The 16,696-nt window shown below is 40.6% G+C and carries 16 protein-coding genes; 4 read left to right on the top strand and 12 right to left on the bottom strand.

Translation table 11 applies throughout. The annotated features are described in order from the left end of the window. The first annotated feature begins 201 nt into the window (after positions 1 to 201). The gene (locus ACW0TQ_RS20335) at positions 202 to 1,110 is read left to right on the top strand and encodes a LysR family transcriptional regulator (RefSeq protein ID WP_212929194.1); all 909 of its coding nucleotides are present in this window, start codon (positions 202 to 204) and stop codon (positions 1,108 to 1,110) included. Between the two features lie 42 nt (positions 1,111 to 1,152). Here the strand turns inward: ACW0TQ_RS20335 and ACW0TQ_RS20330 are convergent, their stop codons facing one another. The 3 genes from ACW0TQ_RS20330 to ACW0TQ_RS20320 form a co-directional block, all read right to left on the bottom strand. After that, complete coding sequence (locus ACW0TQ_RS20330) at positions 1,153 to 1,314, bottom strand: DUF5839 family protein (protein WP_368901816.1); 162 nt, start codon at positions 1,312 to 1,314, stop codon at positions 1,153 to 1,155. Positions 1,315 to 1,465: 151 nt separating this feature from the next. Further along, positions 1,466 to 1,945 carry a 23S rRNA (pseudouridine(1915)-N(3))-methyltransferase RlmH gene (gene rlmH / locus ACW0TQ_RS20325; RefSeq protein ID WP_212929192.1) on the bottom strand — a complete coding sequence of 160 codons (480 nt, stop codon included), beginning with the start codon at positions 1,943 to 1,945 and terminating at the stop codon, positions 1,466 to 1,468. 173 nt (positions 1,946 to 2,118) lie between these two features. After that, positions 2,119 to 2,919, bottom strand: coding sequence for a Cof-type HAD-IIB family hydrolase (locus ACW0TQ_RS20320; RefSeq protein WP_212929191.1), 801 nt, complete (start codon positions 2,917 to 2,919; stop codon positions 2,119 to 2,121). Between the two features lie 250 nt (positions 2,920 to 3,169). Between ACW0TQ_RS20320 and ACW0TQ_RS20315 the strand changes: the two genes are divergently transcribed. Continuing rightward, the gene (locus ACW0TQ_RS20315; RefSeq protein ID WP_212929190.1) at positions 3,170 to 4,891 is read left to right on the top strand and encodes a pyruvate oxidase; all 1,722 of its coding nucleotides are present in this window, start codon (positions 3,170 to 3,172) and stop codon (positions 4,889 to 4,891) included. 100 nt (positions 4,892 to 4,991) lie between these two features. Here ACW0TQ_RS20315 and ACW0TQ_RS20310 read toward each other — a convergent pair whose 3' ends face one another. From ACW0TQ_RS20310 to ACW0TQ_RS20295, 4 genes are all read right to left on the bottom strand, one after another. Further along, positions 4,992 to 5,939: an ATP-grasp domain-containing protein gene (locus ACW0TQ_RS20310; RefSeq protein WP_455725953.1), complete on the bottom strand. Its 948-nt coding sequence runs from the start codon at positions 5,937 to 5,939 to the stop codon at positions 4,992 to 4,994. 187 nt (positions 5,940 to 6,126) lie between these two features. Next, positions 6,127 to 7,047, bottom strand: a complete 921-nt coding sequence (gene hprK / locus ACW0TQ_RS20305) for an HPr(Ser) kinase/phosphatase (RefSeq protein ID WP_042528756.1) — start codon at positions 7,045 to 7,047, stop codon at positions 6,127 to 6,129. A gap of 173 nt (positions 7,048 to 7,220) precedes the next feature. Further along, positions 7,221 to 8,441: a hemolysin family protein gene (locus ACW0TQ_RS20300; RefSeq protein ID WP_212929188.1), complete on the bottom strand. Its 1,221-nt coding sequence runs from the start codon at positions 8,439 to 8,441 to the stop codon at positions 7,221 to 7,223. 130 nt (positions 8,442 to 8,571) lie between these two features. Further along, entirely contained in the window at positions 8,572 to 9,744 is a 1,173-nt protein-coding gene (locus ACW0TQ_RS20295) for a TraB/GumN family protein (RefSeq protein ID WP_042528753.1), read from the bottom strand. Between the two features lie 167 nt (positions 9,745 to 9,911). On the opposite strand from ACW0TQ_RS20295, the gene ACW0TQ_RS20290 reads away from it, so the two are divergent. Further along, entirely contained in the window at positions 9,912 to 10,454 is a 543-nt protein-coding gene (locus tag ACW0TQ_RS20290; protein WP_042528751.1) for a GNAT family N-acetyltransferase, read from the top strand. A gap of 22 nt (positions 10,455 to 10,476) precedes the next feature. On the opposite strand, the gene ACW0TQ_RS20285 is transcribed toward ACW0TQ_RS20290, so the two are convergent. Further along, positions 10,477 to 10,797, bottom strand: a complete 321-nt coding sequence (locus tag ACW0TQ_RS20285; protein WP_042528749.1) for a DUF3889 domain-containing protein — start codon at positions 10,795 to 10,797, stop codon at positions 10,477 to 10,479. Positions 10,798 to 10,934: 137 nt separating this feature from the next. Next, the gene (locus tag ACW0TQ_RS20280) at positions 10,935 to 12,650 is read right to left on the bottom strand and encodes an ABC transporter ATP-binding protein (RefSeq protein WP_042528747.1); all 1,716 of its coding nucleotides are present in this window, start codon (positions 12,648 to 12,650) and stop codon (positions 10,935 to 10,937) included. A gap of 155 nt (positions 12,651 to 12,805) precedes the next feature. Here ACW0TQ_RS20280 and ACW0TQ_RS20275 point away from each other — a divergent pair, with 155 nt between their 5' ends. After that, on the top strand, positions 12,806 to 13,177 hold the full coding sequence (locus tag ACW0TQ_RS20275) for a DoxX family protein (RefSeq protein WP_042528745.1): 372 nt from the start codon (positions 12,806 to 12,808) through the stop codon (positions 13,175 to 13,177). 257 nt (positions 13,178 to 13,434) lie between these two features. Here the strand turns inward: ACW0TQ_RS20275 and ACW0TQ_RS20270 are convergent, their stop codons facing one another. The 3 genes from ACW0TQ_RS20270 to ACW0TQ_RS20260 all read right to left on the bottom strand — a co-directional run bounded on the left by ACW0TQ_RS20270 (position 13,435) and on the right by ACW0TQ_RS20260 (position 16,695). Beyond that, positions 13,435 to 14,652: a S1C family serine protease gene (locus ACW0TQ_RS20270; RefSeq protein WP_042528743.1), complete on the bottom strand. Its 1,218-nt coding sequence runs from the start codon at positions 14,650 to 14,652 to the stop codon at positions 13,435 to 13,437. A 295-nt stretch (positions 14,653 to 14,947) separates the two neighbouring features. Further along, positions 14,948 to 15,751 (bottom strand): MBL fold metallo-hydrolase, encoded by an 804-nt coding sequence (locus ACW0TQ_RS20265; RefSeq protein ID WP_455725952.1) that lies wholly within the window; start codon positions 15,749 to 15,751, stop codon positions 14,948 to 14,950. After that, positions 15,748 to 16,695 carry a two-component system regulatory protein YycI gene (locus tag ACW0TQ_RS20260; RefSeq protein WP_256705429.1) on the bottom strand — a complete coding sequence of 316 codons (948 nt, stop codon included), beginning with the start codon at positions 16,693 to 16,695 and terminating at the stop codon, positions 15,748 to 15,750. The genes ACW0TQ_RS20265 and ACW0TQ_RS20260 overlap by 4 nt, the downstream gene beginning before the upstream one ends. Between the last annotated feature and the right edge of the window lies 1 nt (position 16,696).

Raw genomic sequence — 16,696 nt, 5'->3', positions numbered from 1 at the left:
TTGGCATGCATTTAATTCGTATATTTTTCTCATCATTTATTTTCTTTTTCACTTGACTTTATATAGTTAGTCTTTCTAAATGAAACACAACATTAAAAATGTATTTCTTGTTATTAAGTATAAAGCTGTGTTACATTCAATAAAAGTGAACAAAATTAATATCAGCATTCAAAAATATTGAAAGCTAGAGGGAGAATTATGATGGAATTACGCCAACTGAATACATTCCATACGGTTGCAACAACTTTAAATTTCAGTCGAGCTGCTGAAGCACTAAACTATGTCCCTTCAAACGTCACGATGCAAATAAAAGCATTGGAGGAAGAGCTTAATGTTCGTCTTTTTGACCGCTTGGGAAAGCAGCTCGTTCTCACAACTGCGGGTAAGCGTTTTTTAACTCATGTCCAAGACATTCTAAACAAATTAGACGAAGCACGCAGCTCCGTTCATGACAATGAAATTCTTAGTGGTACTCTAACGATTAGTGCCAACGAGGTTGTTTGTGCCTATCGACTTCCAGAGGTCTTTAAACTTTTCCGTTTTCGGTATCCGGGAGTTCGCCTTATCTTTCGCTCTGTTTCAAATCAACAACTTAAACAAACGCTCTTTGAGGGTACCTCAGATGTCGCCTTTATACTTGACGAACCCATTCAATCAACGGGACTTGCAGTGGAAGCATTGACAGAAGAAAATTTTCGCTTGTTCGTTGCTCCAGATCATCCACTGGCTAAACAAACTGCAATACAGCTTGAAGATTTTTACGGAGAGGTGTTCCTTATTAATGAAAAAGGCTGCCCCTATCGAACAATGTTTGACCAAACATTTAAAAAAGGAGACATTGACAGTATTTCATCTTTAGAGTTCCAAAGTGCAGAAGCCATTAAACAATGTGCAATTTCAGGAATCGGTATTGCCTTTCTTCCTAAAATAGTAACTGAAGTCGAAGTTGAACGTGGCGAACTTGTTGCTCTTCCTTGGCCGTTTCCAAACTTGGATGTATATACACATATGGCATGGCATAAAGATAAGTGGCTTTCACCAATTATATTATCTTTCATTGAAACAGCAAGGGAGGTTCTAGCTTTTACGGAAGACAATATGTCAAAGTAGTTTAAACCATTTTGACATATTGTCCTAAATTCCAGCAAAATGCTATGATACGACCTCTTTAACTAATACTATATCCCTCTGCGCAATCGGCGTATCTCTTAATCTTTTATGAATATGCCAGTGATACATTTTATTTGTATTTAATTTCAAATTTCCATTTTCAGTTCTGAGTACATGAAAACCGGCAACAGTATTATTATTCATTAAACTTCTAATATGACAAATATTTATTGCCTACATCAATATCTAAGCAATGGATATTTATTGAAGTAATTTTATTGCGGAACAATGTATATATGCATAAAATAGATAAAACTTACTCTCTTTATCTATATTTGAGGGTATTAGTTTACCGTTACTTATGGTATGGTTCCCCCCTCATAATCCGAAAACTCCGATAAACCTGCTCCAACAACACCAGCCGCATCAACTGATGAGGAAACGTCATCTTAGAAAACGAAAGCCCTAAATCACTCCGCTTCCGCACATCCTCACTAATCCCAAGTGAACCGCCAATCACAAACACAATCTTGCTCTTCCCATAAGTCGCCAGCTCATCCAGCTTTTTCGCAAGCTGCTCTGAACTCAGCATCTTCCCATCAATCTCCAGCGTAATCACAAACGCATCTGGATGAACCTGTGCAAGAATACGCTCTCCTTCTTTACGCTTCACTTCTTCCATTTCCGCTTCACTCATCGTCTCCGGCGCTTTTTCATCCGCTACTTCGACAATATTCACTTTGGCATACGCACCTAAGCGTTTTTTATATTCATCAATACCCTGCTTTAAGTATTTTTCCTTTAATTTTCCGACGGTAACAAGGGTTATGTTCATTAAAATCTTCCTTTATTATTTCATTTTTTCGATTCTGTACATATTCTTCCTTTATTTTACCATGTTTCTCTACCTGGAGTTACTCTTACTTTAAAAATATTCTAATATCTACATACAAAAACCGAGATTCTCTGCATATGCCATACAGAAACCTCGGTTTTTTCCAAACATCCTTATTGAGCTTCTTCGCTCTCTTCCTGATCAATCAACCCGCACATCTTCAACCCATCAGCAATTCCATCATCATCCGCTGACTTCGTAATATACGTCGCCACTTCCTTAATCTCCTCCACAGAGTTCTCCATCGCCACCGATGTTTTCACAAACCCAAACATCTCCAGGTCGTTTAATCCATCGCCGAAAGCATATGTATTCTCTTTAGAAAGTCCGGTGACTTCTAAGAATTTCTTAATACCTGTTGCTTTGGAGACGTCTTTTGGGAAGACATCACAGTTATAGGGAGAGTTGCGGACAAAGTGAAGCTCTGGGAATTTTTCCTGATATTCTTCTTCCCCATCTTCCAGGTATATTTCTACCTGATAGACCGGCTTGTTCATATAAATATCATCATCCACTTCCGGAATCTCTCTGTCACATTCCAGGCAGTCCTTCTTTAACAGCTCACATTGATTGTTCGTTGTAAAAATTTGCTCGGCAGTGTGGAAAGAAAGGGTGACCCCTCTTTGTGTTGCATAGTCTCCCAATTTTTTTAATTGGACCGGGTTGATTCGGTTCCGGGAAACGACTTCTCCTTCATGTACAATGAATTGTCCATTCATCAACACAGCTGATCCGATTCCTGTCTCTGCTCGTAATTTCTTTGTTTCAAATGGAGGTCTGCCTGTTGCAAGCACAGGTATTCCATCATTTTCAATTAGTTTTTCAATTGCCTCAATACTGCTTTTTGCTACTTTATTATCACTTGTCAATAATGTTCCGTCTAAATCAAAAAATACAACGGGTCTTTTCATCATTTTTTATCCCCCTCACATATCCTGCTGGAGTTAATGTATCCCTATTCTAAAAGATAATGAGATGAAAAGCTAGGCTTTCTGTCATTTTCTGAATTATTTTCATTTCCATTTTTTCCTATTCCTCCTGGTTTCATGTTCCCCGTATTGTGGAATAGACAAAGTAGGCAAAAAAAAAGAGGAACATGAAGCTGTTTATCAGCTATTCGATGGATAGATAAGATAAAATACTCACGAAAAGGAGACATGCCACATGTTTGATGATCGTGCAGGAAAAGTACTTGTGGATTTACTGGAGGACTGGGGTGTAAACCATATTTATGGAATGCCTGGGGACTCCATCAACAATTTAATGGAAGAACTGCGAAAAGCAGAGGATAAAATAAAATTTGTGCAGGTTCGTCATGAAGAGGCCGGCGCATTAGCTGCTGCTTCTTACGCAAAATTAACTGGAAAGCTTGGCGTTTGTTTATCCATTGCGGGGCCGGGTGCGATTCACTTATTAAATGGATTGTATGATGCGAAGGAGGATAGCGCTCCTGTCCTTGTTCTTGCCGGGCAGGTTCCCACAGATCAAATTGGGACAGATAGCTTTCAAGAAGTCAATATGGAACGCATTTTTGATGATGTTGCGGTTTATAATAAAGAGGTTACCTCAGAGGAACAGCTCCCATCCATGGTCAATCAGGCTATTCGCACAGCGTATGCGGAAAAAGGAGTTGCTGTGTTAACCTTGCCGGATGATATTCCAACTGAAAAAATTAAAAATAAGGTGCAAAAAAATGCAGTGATGTATGAGTCACCAGCACTTACTCCAGATGTAACTGCGATGCAGGAGGCTGCAGCTGCAATTGAAAAAGCGAAAAAACCTATTATTTTAGCAGGAACAGGTGTGAAGAAAGCGAAGGAAGAGCTGGCGGCATTTTCAGATACGATTGCTGCACCCGTTGTTATTTCCTTACCTGCTAAAGGAGTGATGGAGGATGAGCATCCAAATTTCCTTGGTAACCTTGGAATGATTGGCACCAAGCCGGCTTATGAAGCAATGGAGGAGACAGACCTCTTAATCCTGCTTGGAACCTCTTACCCTTATACCGAGTTTCTGCCAGAGGATGTTACCTGCATCCAAATTGATAGGAATCCTTTACAAATCGGCAAAAGGTATCCCGTGGATATTGGCGTTGCCGGGGATGCGAAAAAGGTGCTCGGGTGGTTCAATGAACAGCTGCCTCGCTCCGAGAAACGTGATTTCTTAGAAAAATATCAGGAGAAAATGACCAGCTGGTGGGAGGAAATGAAGAACGATGAAGAGCAAACCTCTACACCAATTAAGCCGCAGCAGGTCATTCATGAAGTGCAGAAAATCGCAGAGGATGATGCTATCCTGTCAGTTGATGTCGGCAATGTGACTGTATGGGCGACGCGGCATTTCCGGATGAAAACAACGCAGGATTTCTTGATTTCCAGCTGGCTAGGCACGATGGGTTGCAGTCTTCCTGGAGCGATTGCAAGTAAAATAGCTTTCCCTGAGCGGCAGGTAATCAGCCTTGCCGGCGATGGCGGTTTTTCCATGAACATGCAGGATTTTTTAACTGCTGTGAAATATAACCTGCCAATGATTGTTGTTATCTTTAATAATGAACGTATCGGCATGATTAAGTACGAGCAGGAGGCTGGCGGACACCTGGATTATAAAACTGGCTTAGAAAGCTTTAACTTTGCTCAATTTGCGGATAACTGCGGCGGTAAAGGGTATCTTGTAGAAAAGTTTGAAGACCTTGGACCTTCTCTGCAGGCTGCAGCGTCGTTTAATCAGCCCGCGATTATCGATGTCTGTATTGAGGATGAGCCCCCAATTCCAGGCAAGCTTTCTTATGATCAGGTGACCAGCTACACCAAGCAGACCATTAAAAAATTATTTGAAAAAGGAAAGCTGGAGCTTCCGCCGATTCGCAAGGGGTTAAAGCGGATGTAAGCTGACGTTTAGAAGGAGTGTTTCTTTTCGAAGCACTCCTTCTTTTTTATGGATTTCTCTTAAACTTTTGAGGAGTTCTTCATTTTATCCATCTATTATCCTATGATAAACGTTCTTTTTCTAAAGCATTCCCTAAAAATCGAGCTAATTCCAACATCCCATATTTATTAACTTTTTCTTCCGCTTCCGAATTGTAGTTTGTATTCGTATTTACATCATACGTGTAAATCTCTCCATTGATATCACGAATAAATTCAATACCGGCAACATCAATCCCGCTATTTTTCAAGAAATTCTCATAACGTGCAATTTGCTCCGTGTCCATTCCTTCTTCCATAATCTCAAACATCGGCGGACTTTCTTCTTCCTCCCCGACCGGACAAAATGCATCGCCAATCCGGCACGCATCTGCAGGGCACAACTCAAAGCCTTCTGTAGTATCTACCTTCACTGCGTAAATCAATTTCCCGCCGACAAATTCTGCTCGTATTATAAAAGGCTCAGGCGACTGGATGTATTGCTGAATCAATGTAATACCATCAACGGGTTCTTCAAATTCCGGGCTATTTACATACGCTTCAAGGGCATCGATGGAATGGAAAAGCTGAACTCCCAGCCCTTTCCCTGCTCTGTTATGCTTTGTAATGAAAGAAGATTCACCTATTTTTTTTGCAGCTTCTATTATTTGGTCACGTCCAACTGCTCCAATTGTCTTTGGTGTTTTTATGCCGTTTTTTTCAAGTGCGGTATATTGGTTAATCTTGCTAATTTCCAGCTGAAGCGCCTGTGAACCATTAAAGACCGTTCGATTATGCATCTCTAACCAGGATAGAATGCCTCCAGCTAATTCGGGTGCAAAGCGGTGATCTCGTGTGTGTGAGGAGGCACTCATCCGATTATAAAATACCCCTTCAGGCGGTTCTGCGGTTAAATCAACCACCCCCTTATCTAAATGCCAGGTTTCATAAGGCAAATTTAATTCTTCCAGACGATTGGTTAAGTGTACTGTCCAATCATCGTTTTCATGTAAAATATATATTTTCGACAATGATAACACCCCTTCATTAAAAAATTTTATTTCATATGGCTTAGCTTCTATTTAGCATCCATGCACTATTTCCAGCCATGACATAACTTCCATTCTTTATAAAAAGAAATTCTAAACACTGTTGATTTTAACAAAAAAAGAAGGAAGAACCCAAGATTCTCCCCTCTTTATATGTAAAAGGAAACCATCAATCGTCTCCTTCTTCCCACTGGACACGCTCCATAAATTCCGTAGAAGCCTTATATCCCTGCTGCTGCAGGTACCAATTATTCGCAGCCGCTTCTACTAATCCAGCTACATCCCGTCCTGGCTGGAGCTGAATCTCAATTCTTGGAACCTGGACGCCCATATACTCTTCATAATCGGTTTTCGGCTCCAGATCATTATTGAGTGCATCCTTCTCCCACTTTGTCAGTTCAATATCCAAGGAAATACGTGATTCATCCTGGAACGCCTTTCTGCCATACATCCGTACAACATTTAAAAGTCCGACACTGCGGAGAGCGAGGAATTCACGATTGATATCGTTATGTGTACCAAGAATCGTCTTATGGCTCACCTTTTTCAAAATAACAATGTCATCCGAAACAAGCCGATGTCCGCGCCCAATCAAGGTATGTGCCAGCTCACTTTTCCCTACGCCAGACTCTCCGCGAATTAAGACGCCAATTCCGGAGACATTCAGGCAGACCCCATGAACTGCAATTTCTGTTGCGAGCTTGCGGGTTAAATAATTATCTACCTTAGCGATAAAATCAACGGCTGTATCTGCTGTACGCAGAAGCGGAATATTTTCTTCCTGACAGAATTTCGTTAAGTACGTAAGTCCCTCTTGATTCGACGTAACAATAAAGCATGGCGGATGATAGCTTACCACATGGTCTATCCGTTCCTTACGTTCTTCAATATTCTGCTGCTTCAAAAAGTTAATTTCTTTTTTCCCTAAAATCTGCACACGTTCCATTGGGAAAAAGTCAAAGTAACCAATGAATTCTAAGCCAGGGCGATGGGTCCTGGCTTTCTTGATGGTGCGATCTAACTCATCGCCTCCAGCCAGTACTTCCAATTTAAATTCTTGCACTAATTGCTTTACACTGATAGATTTCAAAGCACCACGCTCCTCTCCGTCCTGTCCTTTTCCCTACATTATAACGAATTATGTCGCAAAGAGACAGAATCATGTATGAGAAATCGCTATTTCACTAATTTGTCACATTAACCTGTAACTATTTGAAAAAGGAACTGGAGAAATGTGCAAAATATAGCGCCTTTTCATTATTTCTATTTAATAATTTGAACCCGCTTAATATATCGGCCGTCTATTTCTAATATGTGGAATGTTAAATTTTCCTTTTCCAGCGTATCTCCTTCTATAGGGAAGGTAGTAAAGTTTCTCAGAATATAAGCTGCAAGCACATCATCTTCCTCTGGAATATCTGTATCAAAGGTATTATTCAGCTGGTGAAGCGTGATTTTTCCATCACAGATAATTTCGGTTTCTGTCTGCTTTTCTATCAGCGCATCCTCTTCCACATCCATCTCATCTTCTATCTCTTGTCCAATCATCACTTCAATAATATCTTCCTGTGTGACAATTCCTTCTGTGCCGCCATACTCATCCAATACGATAGCCATATGCTTCTTTTCCTCCAGCATTTTATGGAATACCCATTCGATATTATTAAATTCATACACACGCAGCGGATCCATATCACTATAATCTGCAAGTGTTTTTTCTTTTTCATCGCTCCACGCAATTAAATACTTAGAGTGAAAAATGCCGATAATATCATCCACATCTTCTCCATAAATAGGATACCTTGTAAATGGACTGGACAGCGCCAATTCTTTCACCTCTTGGTAACTTGCTTCATGATCTAACCCGACAATTTCAACGCGCGGTGTTTTTAGAACATCCTTTACATTCAAATGATAAAAATCAAATACACCACGTATTCGTGAAGACTCTTCCTTTTGAAAAGCTCCTTCTGAATCAGCAATATCCACTATTGCCCGCAGCTCTTCTTTGGAAACAGACTCCATCTGCACTTCTCCTTTAGAAAGTGCCCGGGTAATCGTGCCTGTTAATCCATTTAATAAAAAGGTGATTGGTTTTAAAATCCATACCACAGCCCGAATAACCGGGAAGATCAAAGCAGCAATCCGGTCCGGGAAGCTGGCTGCTACGGATTTTGGTATCACTTCCGAAAATACAATAATCGTAATGGTCAGTACAGCTGACGCAATTCCTACATTTAAACCATAATCTATCGCCATCATGGTAACCAGTGTAGGCAACAGAATATTCGCCACGTTATTTCCGATTAAAATTGCTGTAATAAATTCACTTGGGGTAGAGACAAGCTGAAGCAGTTTTTCTGATTTTATATCACCATCATTTGCTTTTGCCTGCAGTCTCACCTTATTTGTTGCTGTTAAAGCTGTTTCACTTCCTGAGAAGAATAGAGAAACAAATAATAAAAAAATGATCGCAATGATCACGAGTAAATTCCTCCTAAATGACATTTTCGTTAGATATGCTGCATCACTATGTAGAGCAGAAAAGATAGCTCTCTTTCATTTGAAAACTATCTTTGTTGAACATATACACGCTGAAATAATTTTAAAACCTTTAATTTAATAAATTCTGGATAAACACACGAATCACATCCGCGCCGCCAATCAATGTTCCTAAAGAACTTCCTATATTGGCAAATACGATTACTAACAAGATACGTGTTACTTTATTATTCCAAAAACCTTTTACAGAATGCACATCATCTGCAAGTGAATCAAAATCGCCTACATTCGGCCGCTTAATATAAGCCTGAGCAAACCCTGCAAACCAGCCTGCCGCAAGTAATGGATTCAGCGAAGTAAATGGCGCTGCGACGAATGCAGTCAGGGCAGCTAATGGATGTGCGAAGGCAACAAGGGCGCCAATAGCTGAGAGAGAGCCGTTCCAGAGCGCCCAGCTTATCGTTTGCTGCCAGCCTGCCGCTGGATTTGTCATGAATGTGTAGGCAATGATGCCAATAATGAAAATAGGTATCGCCCATCCAACCACTTTCGGCCACTTTGATTTCGGCGGACGTGTGTTTAGTTGTTCCAAATCCTGTTCTTTTTCAATTTCTTTGGTTATGCCTGGCACATGTGCTGCCCCAAGTATCGCGACAACCTTATCGCCGGGAGCATCTTTAATCTTTTGAGATAAATATTGATCCCGTTCATCAATCAATGGTTTCTTCAGGTCTGGAAAATAAGCGGTAAACTCTTGAAGCATCGCATTAATCGTATCCTGCTGCTTCATCTTTTCTAATTCTTCTTCGGAAATTTCCTCTCTGCTGAAGATACTTCCAAACACTTGCATGAGCAGCATTGATTTTCCTTTAAAGCCCATATTCCCCCAAATTCGGGCAAAAGTAATTTGAATATCCCGATCGGCTAAAACAAGCTCGGCTCCTGTTTCTTCCGCGGATTCAATTCCTTGTATCATCTCTTCTCCCGGACGAATACCAAACTGCTTAGCCATCCGCTTCTGAAAGGAAGAAACTGCCAGGTTCATTAATAGCATGACTGCTTTTTTATCGCGGATGACTTGAAAGATATCGGTGTTTTTCCATTTATTATTATCCTTCACCGATTGAAAACGCTGGGCATCCAGCTCAATACATACCGCATCAGGCTGTTCCCTTTCAATGACTTCCTTGACCTGTTCGGCACTATTTTTAGAAACATGGGCTGTTCCGATTAGTATATATTCTTTTCCATTCAAATGGAGCCTTGTGATGTTCTCCTCACTCATGTACCATCCTTCTTCCTTCCATTATGTTATTCAACACGGAATTCCTTTTTTTAAACTTGTATATCCTATTGTAATACATTTTCACCAATTAATTAAACATCTACGCACAAATAACGTATGATATAGGAAGATGATAATAAAGGAAGTATGAATATGGGGGTTAACCTATGTTTCACTATCAAATAGATGACCGTCTAACCTTGCGCCAGCTGCAGATGAATGATGCAAACGCGCTGTTCAGGACGGTAGAAAGCTCCAGAGAAGAGCTGCGTGAGTGGCTTCCCTGGATTGAAACGACACAAAAACCGGCCGATTGTTTAGCCTTTATTGATTTATGCCTGCAAGGAGCCCGGCACAGACAGTCGCTGAATATCGGTATCTTTGATCGGGATAGGCTGATTGGCTGTGTCAATTATAATTTTATTGACTGGCAAAATGGCAGCACATCGATTGGCTACTGGTTAGATCCGGCTTATCAAGGGAAGGGCGTCATGACCACAGCAGTTCAGGTGATGATTGATTATGCCTTTTATACACTGCGGTTAAACCGGGTTGAAATTCGTGCTGCAACCCACAATAAAAAAAGCAGAGCCATTCCAGAACGGCTCCGTTTTCAAAAAGAAGGTATGATCAGGCAGGGAGAATGGCTATACGATCATTATGAAGATTTAGTTGTTTACGGACTGCTAGCACGAGAATGGACGCATTAACGGAGAATCACAGCTCATTGTGCTAGTTCTTTGTTTCCCTCATTTTTATTTCGACAATTTCTTTTGTATCGGTTTTAAAATAAATATCAATAATAACACCAAATTCCTTTTCTTTTCCCACTAACCATAGCTTAAAGGTTTCGACTGTATTTTCAGATTCTGTTTGTCTGCCTACATGCAAATAATCTACAATTTTTTCTTGAGGGTACTTGGCTTTCACTTCTTTCATGGCAATCTGACCCCATTCGGCATATTCCGGCTCTTCTGCATTCACCCATGTTCCAATCAACAATGGAATGATAATAATGCCGGCGAAGATAAGGGCGCGATATATTCGATTCATCAGGCCACCTCCTAATTAGTCTTAGCTTGTGTTATTTTTTATGTTTTTATGCTAATCAGAAGACAGATGTCTTTATTTCCCGGGAAATGAAGACAATACGCTAAAAAAACAGGCTGCGCTTGGCACAGCCTGTTCTGCTATTTCATTTGAACACCGTGCAGATGAGCAAAGATACCTTTTTTCTGCAGGAGTTCTTCGTGCGTTCCTTCTTCTTCAATCCCATTTTTCGTTACCACCATAATACGGTCTGCTTCTTTAATCGTAGCAAGACGATGGGCGATCACAATTGTCGTCCGGTTGGCGGCCAGCTCGTTCAATGCTTTTTGAATAATCATTTCTGTCTCTGTATCCAGCGCCGAGGTTGCTTCGTCCAAAATAAGAATTGGCGGATTTTTCAAGAACATCCGCGCTATTGCAATCCGCTGCTTTTGTCCTCCTGACAGCTTTAAGCCTCTTTCTCCAACCTGTGTCTCATAGCCATCTGGAAGCTCCTTAATAAAATCCTCCATATGTGCACGTTTAGCTGCAAGTTCGATTTCTTCATCAGTTGCTTCCAGGTTTCCATACGCAATATTCTCCCGCAGGGTTCCTGTAAACAGAAATACATCCTGCTGTACGACACCGATTTTACTGCGGAGAGATTCCTTCGTCATATCACGAATATCCATTCCATCAATCGTAATCGCTCCATCTGTCACATCATAAAATCTTGGAATCAATGCGGAAATCGTTGTTTTTCCAGCTCCAGACGGTCCGACAAAAGCAACCGTCTCTCCATGATGAATATCAAAGCTGATATCGTTCAATACCGGTTTTTTCGTTTTATCGTAGCTGAAGCTGACTTGATCAAAACGGATATCCCCTTTTAATTCACTGACTGCTTCGGCATCCGGCTTGTCCTCGACATCCGGGTTGATTGCCATCATATCTGAGAAACGTTTAAAGCCGGCCATTCCTTTGGGATATAGCTCTAAGAGTGCTGTAATTTTATTGATTGGTGTCGTTAATACATTCACGAACAAGATAAAGCTGACTAATTCTCCATAGCTGAGGCGATCTGTATAAGTGAACCAGGCCCCTACAACAAGTACAAGCAGTGTCATTAAACGCATCAGCAGAAAAATATTCGAATGGACGATACCCATTACTTTATATGCTCCAACCTTTACAAGGCGAAACTTTTCATTATTCTCCTGAAAACGCTGCTTTTCGAATTCTTCATTTGTAAAGGATTGTACGACACGTACACCAGAAACAGCATCCTCTATTCTTGCATTGACTCCTGCAATATTTGCATACATTTTTCTCCACGCCTTATTCATACGAATATTTCCAAATGTAATAAGGAATATCAGGATAGGTACGGTAATAAGAACAATCAGTGCTAAAACTGGATTAATGGTGAACATAATAAAGAAAGCACCTAAAAATGTCATGATGGAAATAAAGAAATCCTCCGGGCCATGATGGGCAAGCTCTCCCAGATCAAATAAATCATTCGTAATACGGCTCATGATATGGCCTGTTTTCGTATTATCAAAGAAATGAAAGGATTGTCTCTGAACCTGATAAAATAAATCACGGCGCATATCTGTTTCGATATTGATTCCCAATTTATGCCCTAAATAGGAAACCACATATTGCAAATACGTACTGATAATATACACAATCAGCAGTAAAATCGATATAACAACAATGGCATTCCAGTCTTGGCCAGGTAATAATTGATCGATAAACCACTGAACCGCTACCGGAAAGGCTAATTCCATCAGCGCCACAATCACTGCAGCTGAAAAATCTATAATAAATAACCGCTTATGCGGTTTATAGTATGAAAAAAATTGACGCAGCATACTTATCCTCCTCCTCTTCTTTTTTATAAAAAGCTAAAGCGCATATGAATGAATTATATAGTTAATCGCTTATGAAAACAATATGCTTTTCTCCAGATTCTTGGGAAAGTTTGTCCTTTCCCCTGCATACCATTTAAAAAAGGAGGATGTTTCACATGAAACCAATGAAGCTTATTTGCTATGTAGTGGGATTTGTATTTCTAGTTTCCGGGCTGATGAAATTTGTGGACCTTTCGATGGTCAGCAGTTTTGAACAAATGGGCGTGCCTTTATCCAATTTTGTTTATTTCTTTGTAGCTCTGTTTGAAGTGATGGCGGGGATGTTATTAATCGGCAGAATATTTATCCACATAAGTCTTATTCCACTGATTTTTATTATGCTTGGCGCACTCTTTTTCACCAAGCTTCCTATTCTGACAGGGGACGGGATATTCGCATTTCTTTTTGCTTCGCGATTAGATCTGACGTTACTTATACTGCTCATCTTTCTCTGGTCTCAGCGAAATGAAAAAGAAGCCTTCACGTAACTTTCCCACACCCAAATTGTGGACAACATCTGTGTAATTCAAAAATCCTGTTTATAGCTTATGGACAAACTGTATTTATCCACAATTATATCCACATATGCACAAATGTTCGCAGTTATATAGTATAGGAACATATTTTCCACACCAAATATAGAATCTCATTCTTTTATTATCCACTGTTTGTGCATAATTCTATATTTCTGTGGATAAAAACTTAAAAAAGAATGGATACCCTTTCATCCATTCTTTTCTAGCTTTTATTGAATTTCTAATTCCAACTCTGTCTGCATTAACTCGCCGTCCCTGTAATAATCAATGGTTACGACTTCTCCAACCTCTTTCTCTTCGTAAAGGATTTTCCGCAGGTCAATCGTGTTATGCACAGGCACACCATCCAATGCGACGATGACATCATATTGTTGAATACCTGCTTCATCAGCTGGGGATAAGTTTTCTACGCTCCATACATACACACCGCCCTCAACTTCCACCGGCAGCTGCAATGTGTTTCTCCATTCATATTGAGGCAGCTCCTCAATCGAATAGATTTCTACACCTAAGAATGGACGGACGACTTCTCCATTCTCCTCTAATTCCTGAATCACAGGAATGGCACTGTCGATTGGAATGGCAAAACCAATTCCTTCTACTGCTTCCTCGTTAATTTTCATGGAATTAATACCAATCAATTGCCCGTATAAATTTATCAATGCTCCACCGCTATTTCCCGGGTTAATCGCTGCGTCTGTCTGGATAACTTCAGCCTGCCAATCGGGCTGCCCGTCAAAGTTAAAATCCATTGGAATGGTGCGCTCCATCCCGCTGATGACGCCCTGCGTAACAGTGCTTGATAAGTATGCTCCCAGCGGGTTTCCGATAGCAATGGCCGGTTCGCCTACCTTCAAACTCTCGGAGGTTCCGATTTCCATTGGCGTATCTTCATTCTCATTATCCATTTTAAGTACTGCTAAATCTGTAAATAAATCACTGCCGATGATTTCTGCTTCCATATGTGTCTCATCATGCAAAATCACTTCTACGCTGTCCGCATCTTCAATAACATGGTGGTTCGTCACAATATAGGTTTCTCCGTCTTCTACCTTATAAATGACGCCTGATCCTGTTCCGGCCTCAATCCCATCCGCTTCGGCTCCCCAAGAAACATTCTGCTGAATATTGGTTATACCAACTACTGCGGGGGTTACTTGTTCAATAATCTCTGTCAGCTGAGTAGAAACATCTACCTGCATCGGCTGGTCTTCCAAAATCCCGTTACTGTCAGCGTTCTCATTGTTTTCTTCTTCACCAGCAGGGCTGATTTGCGCTGTATTCTCATTACGAAGAAAATCAGGATTTATAAGCAACACGAGGATTCCGCCAATAATAATACCTAGCAGTAAGGGGATAAGCCATTTTCCTTTATTCTTTTTATCCGGTCCTGGCTGCGGCTGATTCGGTTGGTCATTATATTCCATATATCCTTCTCCTTATTGATTCATCTACCTACATATTCCCTAAATACATTTATTACTAACACAAAATTGCTCTTTATTAATTCTGCTCTTCACCAAAGTCTATCGGTAACATACTAGATATAAATTTGCTGTAAGCGACCGCTACAGAAATACACTACGCTTTCCATGGGCTCCGAGCTCAGCCTCCAGAATTCAAAACAGAGGTCTGCAAGAGGGAATTATTTTCAGTTTATGCACAAATGAAATTTTTATCCCATTACAGACCTCTGTATCTTTGATCATTACTTTATTTTCTTTATACACGCTCGGTTACAGCGCCGACATCATATAATGGCGTTGGCGCTTCCGGATCAGTGTCATGCAGCTCTACATCGATTCCGTGCTCGGTCAGAACTTGATTGACAGACATACGCGCCAGGTCTTTCATATTATTATCCAGACTCAGGTGAGCCAGGTAAATCCGCTTCGTACGGTTAGAAATAACATCGGTTAAAGCAAGCCCGGAATCCTCATTGGAAATATGTCCGGAGTCTCCTAAGATGCGTCGTTTTACATTCCATGGATAGCGTCCCATCCTAAGCATCTCCACATCATGATTTGCTTCAAAAATATAAGCGTCTGCGTCCTCGACCGTTTTTTTAATACGTTCGGATACGTATCCTAAATCCGTCACAAGCGCTACTTTCTGTCCGTTATTGCGGAAAGTGTAAAACATTGGCTCTGCCGCATCATGAGACACACCGAATGATTCGACCTCGATATCTCCAAAGCTTCGAACGGATCCCATATCAAACTGAAATTTTTGGTCGATGGTCAGCTTTCCGAGAGAAGACTCCATTGCCTGCCATGTTTTTTCATTTGCATAGATGGGCAGCTGATACTTTCGCGCAAAAATGCCCAGACCTTTAATGTGGTCGCTATGCTCATGTGTTACCAGAATCCCGTCAAGACGTGACGGATCGACATCAATTCCCTTAAACAGCCCGTCCATCTTTTTTCCGCTTAATCCGGCGTCTACTAGTAAACGCTGTTGTTCTGTTTCGATATAAAAGGCGTTGCCTGTGCTGCCTGAGGCAAGCACACTAAAACGTAAACTCATTCTGGCTCACTCCTATAAGGCTCAATCTTATCCTCTATAATGGAAATTAGGTCATCCGCTATTTCCTCATCATCCTCCGACATGGAATAAAGCTTTTGTAAATAATTTTCCTCAAACATCTTTGTTGTAAAATATTCCGTATAATTTCCCGGATACGTAAAGGACTCTGCAGCATTGACAAAATAATCATTTTCCTCATCTTCTTCAGCTACCGTGATTTTGTATGTGGGTGCAAACACCTGCGTCCCTTCTCCTTCTTCATCAATTCTGGAATAATACCCGTACGTGACATTTGTCACTTCTTCTTCGGCATTTAAAAAGCGATTATGAAGAAGCGTACCAATGGCAATCTTAGGTGTATTTAAGCTGGTGCTCCCCTGTGTACTTGCGTCACCGACCATCGTTTGCGTATAATGCGTAATCTCTCTGTCATCATTCAAATAGAAGGTGAGCATTGCATGCTGATTTAAATAAAGCGGGTATCCTTCTTTATTTTGATAGAAGACGATAATATTTAAATCATGATTCCATGTGCCAAAACTGAATTCAGAAGCATCTAAAACATACGGGCTGACCAAATCAGACAGCTCGTTCCGCTCCAAATTTTCTGGAATCTCCAATGGTGAAGAAAATTCCACGGTTAATAACTTATTATCCACACTCTTCGCCGCATCGATATCATCTATATCATTTAATTCCCTGATTTCCGTTTGGGTAAATTCCTTTTGAGTGGATGAAATATAGCTCAGCTCAGGAACTTCAAAATCAGTGTCTGCAGAAACAGTAATATTTTCTTGATCCAGCTGCTCGTCCAGATTCAAATCATTAACCTCCAGCTCTGGAATATCCATATCCTGCTGCTTATCAATAAATTGAAATAGCAAATAAATATTTAAGACAAGGAAACTGAGAATAAACAGCGTTTTAATATGTGACCATTGCATT

This window comes from Oceanobacillus sp. M60 (assembly GCF_053839645.1).
Note: the sequence above shows the minus strand (reverse complement) of the source record. Positions and strands in the feature narration are given on the sequence as shown.

Coding starts and splice junctions, on each gene's coding strand:
- ACW0TQ_RS20335 (WP_212929194.1), top strand. CDS start 202: ATGGAATTACGCCAACTGAATACATTCCATACGGTTGCAACAACTTTA.
- ACW0TQ_RS20330 (WP_368901816.1), bottom strand. CDS start 1,314: ATGAATAATAATACTGTTGCCGGTTTTCATGTACTCAGAACTGAAAAT.
- rlmH (WP_212929192.1), bottom strand. CDS start 1,945: ATGAACATAACCCTTGTTACCGTCGGAAAATTAAAGGAAAAATACTTA.
- ACW0TQ_RS20320 (WP_212929191.1), bottom strand. CDS start 2,919: ATGATGAAAAGACCCGTTGTATTTTTTGATTTAGACGGAACATTATTG.
- ACW0TQ_RS20315 (WP_212929190.1), top strand. CDS start 3,170: ATGTTTGATGATCGTGCAGGAAAAGTACTTGTGGATTTACTGGAGGAC.
- ACW0TQ_RS20295 (WP_042528753.1), bottom strand. CDS start 9,744: ATGAGTGAGGAGAACATCACAAGGCTCCATTTGAATGGAAAAGAATAT.
- ACW0TQ_RS20290 (WP_042528751.1), top strand. CDS start 9,912: ATGTTTCACTATCAAATAGATGACCGTCTAACCTTGCGCCAGCTGCAG.
- ACW0TQ_RS20285 (WP_042528749.1), bottom strand. CDS start 10,797: ATGAATCGAATATATCGCGCCCTTATCTTCGCCGGCATTATTATCATT.
- ACW0TQ_RS20280 (WP_042528747.1), bottom strand. CDS start 12,650: ATGCTGCGTCAATTTTTTTCATACTATAAACCGCATAAGCGGTTATTT.
- ACW0TQ_RS20275 (WP_042528745.1), top strand. CDS start 12,806: ATGAAACCAATGAAGCTTATTTGCTATGTAGTGGGATTTGTATTTCTA.
- ACW0TQ_RS20270 (WP_042528743.1), bottom strand. CDS start 14,652: ATGGAATATAATGACCAACCGAATCAGCCGCAGCCAGGACCGGATAAA.
- ACW0TQ_RS20265 (WP_455725952.1), bottom strand. CDS start 15,751: ATGAGTTTACGTTTTAGTGTGCTTGCCTCAGGCAGCACAGGCAACGCC.
- ACW0TQ_RS20260 (WP_256705429.1), bottom strand. CDS start 16,695: ATGCAATGGTCACATATTAAAACGCTGTTTATTCTCAGTTTCCTTGTC.